The sequence below is a fragment of the Paraburkholderia solitsugae genome, assembly GCF_013177695.1.
Classification (GTDB): domain Bacteria; phylum Pseudomonadota; class Gammaproteobacteria; order Burkholderiales; family Burkholderiaceae; genus Paraburkholderia; species Paraburkholderia solitsugae.
In genome coordinates this window covers 56968-66337 of sequence record NZ_WOEY01000135.1, presented here as the reverse complement: position 1 = coordinate 66337, position 9370 = coordinate 56968, and the positions used below count along the sequence as shown (strand labels likewise).

Sequence of the window (9370 nt, the reverse complement as noted above, 5' to 3'; positions counted from 1 at the left end):
GTTTCCCGCCCGACGGCTTTCCGGTGGAACTGTCACGCAAGGTGCTGAGGGGCGAGCCGCCTGCGCCTTACCGGCCAGGCGACGCGCTTGCGGCGGTCGATCTGGAAGCGGCGCGTTCGCAGGGCAAAGCTCTATGCGAACAGGCACTGGACGACCAGCAACTGGCTTCCTACCTCATGTACCCGAAGCAGACAGGCGATTACTTCGCGCACCTGCGTGCCTATAGCGACACCTCGGTGCTGCCGACGCCGGCTTTCCTCTATGGATTGCAGCCGCAGGAGGAAGTGGCGATCGACATTGCGCCGGGCAAAACCTTGCTCGTCGCCCTGCAAGGGAAGCACGCCGATACCGAGTCCGGCATGATCAAGGTTCAGTTCGAGTTGAACGGACAATCGCGCACGGCCCTGATCGAGCAGCGCACTACTGCACAGGCGGGGACGGCGCGGCACAGCCGCCCGGTGGCCGATCCCTCGAATCCGCTGCATGTCGCGGCTCCCATGCCGGGTTCGATCGTGACCGTTGCGGTACAGCCGGGGCAGCGGGTCGCAGCCGGTACGACGCTCGTCGCATTGGAAGCGATGAAAATGGAAACCCACATTGCGGCGGAGCGCGACTGTGAGATTGCCGCCGTGCATGTCCAGGCGGGTGACCGTGTGGGCGCAAAGGATCTCCTGATCGAGTTGAAGGGCGAGGGCTGATCAACGAGGAGGGACAGGTGCGCACCGCATTCATGCGGTGCGCACTTGAAAAAAGCCGCTTGGCTGCAGTCTTGCCGCTCACACAACGTTAGTTGTGTGAGCGGCAAGCTCAGGTGGTGCCATTGTCAGGTGCGGCTTCAGGCCTTCTTCACATACGCGCTGCACCACCCCTTCGCCGAGACCTGCTTACCGGCAAAGATCGGGCACGGACCAGACGCATCGCCAGGCTTGCCCTGATAGAGCTGACAGGTGGCGCACGCCTGGCCCGGCTGATACTTCGCATATTTAGCCTTGTCGATGTGTGTCGCGTCCGCCTTATAGCCAAGCGACTGTGCGGTCGGATCGCTTTCGGAAACCGCGGGCGTCTCGGCCGACGCCTTGCCCGAGAGCGCAACGGATGAGGCCAGCGAAGCGGCCAGTATCATGAAGTGACGACGTGATGATTGCATGTAGGGCTCCTTTCTTTTAGAGGGTGGGGGCGGGCCTTCGACGTGCCAGCCGATGCGGAACTTCGTGTCGCCGTGTAGCGACAGTTCTACTGTTTACCCTTGATCGCGGTCAGATACGTAGCGAGTTCTTCAACCTGCTCCGCGGGTAGGGGGGCGCCGTACGCGGTGCGCATCTTGTTGATCTCCGCCTTCCACTCACCGAAGCTCAATGGCGGCTGGCGCGTAACCATGCCCGCCGAATGACAGATCATGCACTGCGAGTTGGCGATCTCGGCACCGGCGCCCGGTGGGAAAACCCGCTCACTATCAGGGAGGGTAACACTGACGGTGCGATTCAAGGCTGCCGCCGACGGCGCTTTCTGTGCGGTTTCGGCGAAGGCGGCCGAGATGCCGACGGTAGCGAGCAGAATCAATATCAACGCGTTTGGACTTTTCATGTTCCGCTCCTCAGGAAACCATCAGCTTGATGGATTCGACGACGTTGCGCATGAAGCCCGCAGCGTTCCAGTTTGCGGTATCCGGCTGCACGACCCCCATGGTGTTCGTCGCCTTGATTTTCAGTTCCATGGGGCCGACCTGCGGGACCAAGTGCGTTTCCCATTGCCTGAAGCTGTATTTGCCATGATCGTGGCCGAGCCGCGTGGACACCCAGGTCGCGCCGCCGTCTGACGACACGCTGACATCGCGCACGCCGGTGTCTCCGCCAAAGGCGATGCCGCGTACGGTGAGCGGCTTGCCGGCGGGCACATTCTGGCCATTCGTGAGATTGGTGAAGAACGAGCGTGGGACCATCCGGTTGATCGGCACCATCTTAACGCCGGTTTGGCCCGGCGTGATGCTGGCATGGGGGGTGTCGGGTATCAGGTAGGCCTTTGACATCCAGAAGTTGTCGTCCGGGCGATCCAGCACCTCGATATCGTTGAGCATTTTCACCCAGTAGGTCGAATACCAGCCGGGCACAATCAGGCGCAGCGGAAAGCCGTTCAGCAGCGGCAATGGCTGACCATTCATCGCATAGGCGATTATCACTTCGCCATCGCGCGCATGGTCGATGTCGAGCGATTTCATGAATTTAGGCGTTCCCGGGAGGACGCCTGCGTCGAGCCCGTTAAAGCGGGCCTGCACGGCGCTGCCCTTAATACCCGCGCGATCCAGGATATCGCGCAGACGGACCCCGGTCCATAACGCATTGCCCATCGCGCCGTTGCCCCATTGAGCACCCGCCACGCGCGGATCGTAGAATCCTCGCGAGTTACCGGAGCACTGATTCACCGCTGCGAGTTCAACCGGTTCGAACTGGGTCCGCAGTTCGGTCAGGCTCAGGCTGAGCGCTCGTTCAACCTGTCCGTGAACGTTCAGGCGAAATGCGGCGCCGTCGATCTTCGTGGGAATATCGGCGAGGTGCCAGCGCACAAAAAACTGGTCGTTAGGCGTGAACACGCCTCGATCGAAGACGGAAAACGGTGTCTCCAGCAACGGCGGACGGGTTCGCAGCAGCAGCATCTCGCCTTTCTGCGGAAACGCGCTCGTCAAGTCGCGCTCGCCGCCAGCGAATGGCAGGTTGATGCTCTCCGCTGACCACGCGCTGCGGTTCCAGCCGGCCATGGTGCCGGCGAGACCGCCGGCGGCAAGACCGAGAAGCATCTTGCGGCGGCGCGTGTCCACGCCGTGGGAATGGTCTTTCATGGGGGGCTCCTTCAGGTTCGTTCTATCGTTTGACTATATTGTGCGCCACACAATCGCGAAACGCTGGCGTGGCATTCTTTCAAATAGGTCGATCTCCGCCCGAGGCTGCCTTCGGACAGATCACCCATCGGTTGACTGGATTATTCGGATTGCAGAAGGTGTAGCGCAGGTTGACGTCTGGCAGATGGTCGCGGATACCGTAGTGGCACGCGCACATTGAGCGCGCGGCGTTCGATCTTCAAGACTGTCTCATTCCGACGCCATCTCGAAGAACACGCGCATCGCCTCCGTCACATAACGCTGCTGGTGACGCAGCATCAGGAAATCCCGCGGCGGCAGCGGCCAACGGAGTGCTATCAGCGTCCCGGCACTGAGTGAGGAAGCCGCGACCAGACGGGACATCACGGTTGCGCCAGCACCGGCCTCGACCGCGGAGCGTACCGCTTCGTTCGACGGAAGCTCCAGCGCGATCTCGAACCCAGAGGGATCGCCCCCCAAGCTTCGCACCATCTTTTCGAAGATCCCGCGTGTACCCGATTCCTGTTCACGCAGCACCCAGGCGCTATCGCGCAAGTCAATAATATCGGCAGCCGTCGAATCGTGACTGGCCCAGGGGTGGCCGGGGGCGACTACTAACACCAGTTCGTCCTGGGCCACCGCGCGCACATCGAGACCATCGGTGTCTACCTGGTCTTCCACGAAACCCAGATCGACGGCACCCTCGGCGACCTGCCGAACGACTTGTCCGGTATTCGTGATTGAGAGCTTGAGCGAGACGCCGGGGTGGGCCGCATGGAAGCGTTGCATCACCTTCGGTATCCAGTAATTTGCCACCGTCTGACTCGCCGCAAGCGATAACGCACCGCGCCGCATTCCGGCCAGATCAGCCAACATGTTCCCGGCCGATGAGGCACGGGTAAGCACCGCACGGGCTTCGTTGAGAAACTGCTGGCCGGCGTCAGTCAGCACAATATTCCGGCGAATCCGGTGGAACAGCTTGACGTCATACTGCGCTTCGAGGGCGGCGATCGAACTGCTCACCGCCGATTGCGAAAGCGCGAGTACGTTGGCCGCACGCGTCACATGCTGCTGCTCCGCAACCGCAACAAAGATACGAAGTTGATCGAGCGTCATGTTTTTCAGCGGACCTCTAACCTTTTTAGGCCATGCCTAGCACGCGAATCAGTACGAGGCTGATGAGCGCGAGCGCGACGATCGACAGCACCACCGCCAGTGTCACACGGGGGCCGGCTTTGGCGAACATTCGCACATCAACGCCCAGACCGAGTGCCGCCATCGAAATAATCGTCAACACGTTCGCCGTGCTGCTGATCGGAGGTAGCATCGCCGTCGGAAAGACGTTAGCCGAACGGAGGATGACCAGCGCCAGGAAGCCAATGATGAACCAAGGCACAACTTTGTGCCAGGCGAGGCGCGCTTGCTTCGACGCACCCGGCAATGCAGCAGCCCCTGCACCACGACGCGAGCCGATTGACAGGACAAGGATCACGGGGCCGAGCATCAGCACACGGACCAGTTTGACCAACGTTCCGAGATGGGCGCTGAGCGCCGAAACAGGGATCGTTGCAGCAAGCACTTGCGGAACCGCGTAGACAGTCAGTCCGGCCAGTACACCATATTGCAGGTTGCTAAGGTGCAGCACAGGAATCAGCAGTGGCAGTCCGAGCACGACGATGACGCCAAGCACTGCGGTAAACGCAATCGACGCGGCCACGTCGTCACTATGCGCCCGGATCACTGGAGCAACGGCGGCGATCGCCGAGTTGCCGCAAATCGAGTTGCCGCATGCGACCAGCAAGGCCATCCGGTGATGCAAACCAAGGAGGCGCCCGGTCCCGTAGCTGACCACGATGGCCACCGCGACGACCGCTACGATGCCTGCCAGCAGTCCCACCCCGGCCGCCTTAAGGGTTTGGGTGCTGAGCGAGGCGCCCAGCAGGACCACGGCAATTTCCAGCAATGTCTTGGCGCTGAAATTGATCCCGGCGTGCCAGCGAGAGGCTGGCGTCCAGACACTTCGCACCGCCGTGCCTATGAGGATGGCGAGGACCAATGCTTCCAGCCAGGCGCGCCCGAACATACGCTCCTCAGCCAGTTGCAACCCGAAAGCGGCCAGCGTGACGGCGATGCATAGGGCAACGCCTGGCGCATGGGTTCGCACCCAGGCGAGGTGACTGGATTCGACCGGGAGCCTTCCGGTTAAAGCATGGGGTTCGAGTGGGGTCGACATCGCGTCCTCGGTATTTCAGTGACCAGATAACGGAGGAATTATCGCGATGACAGATTCTATATTCCAACACAGAATATAGAACGAATTGATCGGTTATATAGAACGATGCTTAGACGGCGCCGCCGTTGGGCGAAATGATCTGACCCACCAGATAGTGATTGTCGGACGCAAGGTAGACCGCAAGCGAGGCGTACTCCTCCATCTTCCCGAACCGGCCTAGCGGAATCAGTTGCATGAGCCTGTTCTTTTGCTCCTCGGTTGAGCGCGCGAAGTACTTTTCGAAATCCGGCGTCTGGATGCCGCCCGGCGCGATCGCATTTACGTAGATGTTCCCGCCGGCCACTTCTGCCGCCACCGTACGCGTGAATGTAATCACTGCACCTTTCGTCGCGGAATAGTGCGGACTATGGGCGCTGATGGTAGACATCCCGGCAATCGACGCAATGTTGATGATCTTGCCGCTGCCTTGAGGCTCCATGATCCGCAAGGCTTCGCGCGTGCAGTAGAACACGCCGTGAACATTGACGCCCCAGTAGCGATGCCATTGTTCGTCTGACATCGAGCTGGTGAAGCCCAGTGCCTGTCTCGGCACTGGGGTTGTCATGTAGTCCCAGTGCCTGTTGCGCCGCGCGTCGTCCTCGGGACCGATCGGCCCGATTCCCGCGTTGTTGACCAACACGTCCAGACGCCCAAAGCGCGCCGCGATGCTCGCGAAGAGGTTTGCCACCTGAGCGCTGGAGGAAACGTCGCATACCTGAGCCATGCATTCGTGTGTCCCCGCGGCGGTCACTTCCTCACGCGCGGCGTTCAGGTTTTCCTCGTTGACGTCGCAAATGATGACCTGGGCGCCGGCACGTGCGTAATCCAGTGCAATGCTCTTTCCGAGACCTCGGGCACCGCCCGTCACGAGGGCGATCTTGTTATCCAGTGTCATACGACTACTCCTTTCAGGTTGCGCTCGAGCTCAAGCCGGCCGGGGAGAACGGATGATCCGGCCGATGCGCCCAAAGACTACCGGCGTGGCCGCCTGAAGGCTCCCCCCAGCAACGGGGGGCCGGGTATTCAGGAGTACCGTCGCGAAAGCAGACCGTTAAGCTTCTCGAGAACAACGGTTGATTCTGGAGAGGCAAATGAATTCGGTGGAAAACACAGCGCTGCGAGGAAAGGTCTCCGTCATCACGGGCGCAGGTCGCGGCATCGGCCGCGCTATTGCACTTGCCTATGCGAAAGCGGGGGCAGCTGTCGTGTGCAGCGCACGCTCAGGCGGGGAGATCAATGAAACCGTCGCGTTGATCACCGCGCAGGGCGGTCGAGCGATCGCGATCCCCTCAGACGTAGCGAACTACGAATCGGTCCAGGCGCTGTTTTCGGGAGCGGTTCGGGCGTTCGACGGCGTGGACATTGTGCTTGCCAATGCGGGCGTGGGCACCGTGACCGGGACGGTCGAACACTCCGACCCGAAACTCTGGAAGGAGGTGATCGACGTGAACCTCGTTGGCGCGTTCAATACCGCGCGCGCGGCGATTCCGCATCTCCGCCGGCGCGGCGCGGGCAAGCTGATCCTGATGGGCTCGGGGCTGCGGCAGCGTCCCAATGCCAACCTGTCCGCCTATGGCTGCTCGAAGGCGGGAATGTGGCTGCTTACGCAAACCCTCGCGCTGGAGCTTCTGGACGCCAACATCAGTGTCAATGAGCTGATCCCTGGGCCCGTGCGTACCGCGATGACTGATTTTGGCGGCAAGTGTCAGTTCAACGAAGAGTGGCTCAAGGAACCGGAGGACGTCGTTCCGCTCGCGATGTTCCTTGCCAGCCAGCCGGATGGCGGCCCATCCGCGCAAAGCTTCAGTCTGATGCGCCGCGCCTGAGGGTTCTCGCTCGCGCTGAACGCCCGCCAGAACGCAGAAGAGCCAGAACCGACAGGAGACGAATCACAATGGGATTAAATCTAGCCGAAACCGGAAGCGCCGATCTAGCCGGCGCGTCACCACGCTCACGGGCTTACCCGTGGGCCGTATTTGCACTTGTCCTTGCCCTGCTTCTTTCTGACTATATGTCGCGGCAGGTCCTGAGCGCCGTGTTTCCTCAACTGAAGGCCGCGTGGACTCTGACGGATGCTCAACTGGGCAGCCTGAGCGGCGTGGTGGCGCTGATGGTCGGGATACTGACCATGCCATTGTCGCTGCTGGCAGATCGCAGGGGCCGCGCGCGTAGCATCGCGCTGATGGCGGTGGTATGGAGTATCGCCACACTGTGCTGCGGGTTCGCGGCGAACTATGGCCAGATGCTGGCTGCGCGGTTCTTCGTTGGCGTAGGCGAGGCAGCCTACGGCAGCGTCGGGCTGGCCGTCATCATGAGCGTCTTTCCACCCAAGGTGCGCGCGACACTGGCGGGCGCTTTCACCTCCGCTGGGATCTTCGGCGCGGTGCTCGGCACGGCGCTTGGCGGCTCCGTTGCGACCCACTATGGCTGGCGGGCGGCGTTCTCGGTGATGGCCGTCGTCGGGCTGGTTGTGACCGGGGTATATAGCCTGACTGTCACGGAGCGCAGGTTGGCGCGCCATATTCAACAGGGTGCGGCTGTGCGACCAGGCGCGGGCCTTTCGGTTTGGGACACCCTTCGCTCTGTTTTCGGCTCGCGTGCCCTGATCTGCGCTTACCTCGGCGGTGGCCTCCAGTCCTTCGCGCTCTATTCGCTGCTGGCCTGGATGCCGAGCTATCTCAACCGTTACTACGGGATGGCGCCGGGCAAGGCGGCCATGTCCGCGGCGGGGATGTTCGTCCTGAGCGGTATCGGTATGACGCTCTGTGGGGTGTTGACTGACTGGGCGGGCCGTGGCGCTCCCGCCCGCAAGGTTTCATTTGGCATCGGCTTTTGCCTGTTGTCGTGTGGGGTGCTCTCCGTCGCGTTCCGCCTGCCTGCAGGTCATGCACAGATCATCCTGATCGCGGTCGGCGCACTGGTGGCAGCCGGTCCGTGGGGGCCAGCGGGCGCCTCGGTCGCCAACCTCGCGAATCCTGTTGTTCACGCTACCGCTCTCGCGATCCTTGCCTTGGCGTACAACCTGATCGGCGCGGCTCCGGGGCCGTTCATTACCGGCGTGCTCGCGGACAAGGTGGGCTTGCTCGGCGCGCTTCAACTGGCGCAACTGGTGTCCATTCCAGCAGCCATGGCGTTCGCGCTTTGCCGGCGGACCTATCTGCGCGACCTGCCGGATGCCGCGCGTTAGGGTGAGCGTTCCTGATTCGCCGCAGATGCCATCACGCCCCCGTGCATGTTCACTTTCGGTGGCGACTACGCCACTCACGGGGCGTCATACCAAAACGCTTCTGGAACCAGACCGTAAACGCCCCCTGGTTGGTGTAGCCCAACAGGGCGGCGACCCGGCCGATCGGATAGCGTGGGTTGAGCAGGTAGCGCACAGCAAGATCGCGCCGCACTTCTTCAACGATGCCCGAGAAACTGGAACCGGCCGAATCAAGCTGGCGCTGCAGGGTGCGCACCGTCAGATTCAGTTGATGCGCCACCAGTTCGATTGAAGCCTGACTGAGGGGCAATAGCAGGTAAATCGTCTTGCGCACATCCAGCGCAATTGAATTTGCCGCCGTACTGTTTAGCGGATTGGCGAGATTTTCCGCATACCGGACCAGCACGGGGTCTGCATTCGGGTTCGGATAATCGAGGTCCGCTGCCGCACAAACGAATCCGTTGAAGTCGCTTTCGAATGTGATCGGACAGCCGAAGAACCGGCGATGGAAGGTGAGATCGGGCGGCGGTGCGTGGGTGAAGTGCACGCTGTGCGGTTTCCAGTGGGCGCCGAGGAGCGCGCTGGAATGGCGGGACAGCACGCCGACTGCCAGTTCGATCGCCTGGACTGTCGGGGTACCCGGTTCGGCGACAATCTCTTCGCGGATCGTCACCGTGTCGCCGGTCGTTTCGATGTAAACACCCAGCGCTTCGTTGAGCAGATAGCGGTACTGGGCAGCCGCCAGTAGCACCTCACGGAGCGTGCGCTTGTGGGCGAGCAGAACGTTGATGACGCCGCTGCCGAACTGCTGGCGGGTCTGCGCGATCTGCAGCCCGAGTGTCGAACACGACGCTTTCGCCGCCGTCGCTTCGAGCAACCGGCAGGCGCCGTCAGCCGGGATCCGTTCATCGGGGTTCGCCAGCGCCACGGCATCGAGACCGACCGCCTGCACAAGCTCATAGGGGTTGAGACCCAAGCCTCTCGCCACGTCGAAATACCCGTGCAGTGTCGACGACCTCACCATGCTTTGCATTCGATCTCC

10 protein-coding genes are annotated in these 9370 nt (G+C 61.8%); 3 read left to right on the top strand and 7 right to left on the bottom strand.

The genetic code is table 11. The annotated features are described in order from the left end of the window. Window positions 1-698: biotin/lipoyl-containing protein (locus tag GNZ12_RS35810; protein WP_172316690.1), on the top strand; the 698-nt coding region annotated here is incomplete at its 5' end. A gap of 137 nt (window positions 699-835) precedes the next feature. On the opposite strand, the gene GNZ12_RS35805 is transcribed toward GNZ12_RS35810, so the two are convergent. The 6 genes from GNZ12_RS35805 to GNZ12_RS35780 all read right to left on the bottom strand — a co-directional run bounded on the left by GNZ12_RS35805 (window position 836) and on the right by GNZ12_RS35780 (window position 6018). After that, window positions 836-1147, bottom strand: coding sequence for a high-potential iron-sulfur protein (locus tag GNZ12_RS35805; protein ID WP_172316689.1), 312 nt, complete (start codon window positions 1145-1147; stop codon window positions 836-838). A gap of 86 nt (window positions 1148-1233) precedes the next feature. Next, the gene (locus GNZ12_RS35800; protein WP_172316688.1) at window positions 1234-1584 is read right to left on the bottom strand and encodes a c-type cytochrome; all 351 of its coding nucleotides are present in this window, start codon (window positions 1582-1584) and stop codon (window positions 1234-1236) included. A gap of 10 nt (window positions 1585-1594) precedes the next feature. Next, on the bottom strand, window positions 1595-2833 hold the full coding sequence (locus GNZ12_RS35795) for a molybdopterin-dependent oxidoreductase (RefSeq protein ID WP_172316687.1): 1239 nt from the start codon (window positions 2831-2833) through the stop codon (window positions 1595-1597). A 249-nt stretch (window positions 2834-3082) separates the two neighbouring features. After that, entirely contained in the window at window positions 3083-3967 is an 885-nt protein-coding gene (locus tag GNZ12_RS35790) for a LysR substrate-binding domain-containing protein (protein WP_172316686.1), read from the bottom strand. 25 nt (window positions 3968-3992) lie between these two features. After that, window positions 3993-5084 carry a YeiH family protein gene (locus GNZ12_RS35785; protein WP_172316685.1) on the bottom strand — a complete coding sequence of 364 codons (1092 nt, stop codon included), beginning with the start codon at window positions 5082-5084 and terminating at the stop codon, window positions 3993-3995. A 109-nt stretch (window positions 5085-5193) separates the two neighbouring features. Beyond that, the gene (locus GNZ12_RS35780; protein WP_172316684.1) at window positions 5194-6018 is read right to left on the bottom strand and encodes an SDR family NAD(P)-dependent oxidoreductase; all 825 of its coding nucleotides are present in this window, start codon (window positions 6016-6018) and stop codon (window positions 5194-5196) included. A gap of 196 nt (window positions 6019-6214) precedes the next feature. Here GNZ12_RS35780 and GNZ12_RS35775 point away from each other — a divergent pair, with 196 nt between their 5' ends. Then, on the top strand, window positions 6215-6949 hold the full coding sequence (locus GNZ12_RS35775; protein WP_172316683.1) for an SDR family NAD(P)-dependent oxidoreductase: 735 nt from the start codon (window positions 6215-6217) through the stop codon (window positions 6947-6949). A 68-nt stretch (window positions 6950-7017) separates the two neighbouring features. Then, the gene (locus GNZ12_RS35770; protein WP_172316682.1) at window positions 7018-8310 is read left to right on the top strand and encodes an MFS transporter; all 1293 of its coding nucleotides are present in this window, start codon (window positions 7018-7020) and stop codon (window positions 8308-8310) included. A 49-nt stretch (window positions 8311-8359) separates the two neighbouring features. On the opposite strand, the gene GNZ12_RS35765 is transcribed toward GNZ12_RS35770, so the two are convergent. Beyond that, a complete protein-coding gene (locus tag GNZ12_RS35765) occupies window positions 8360-9361 on the bottom strand; it encodes an AraC family transcriptional regulator (RefSeq protein WP_172316681.1) in 1002 nt (333 codons plus the stop codon). Window positions 9362-9370 lie beyond the last annotated feature (9 nt).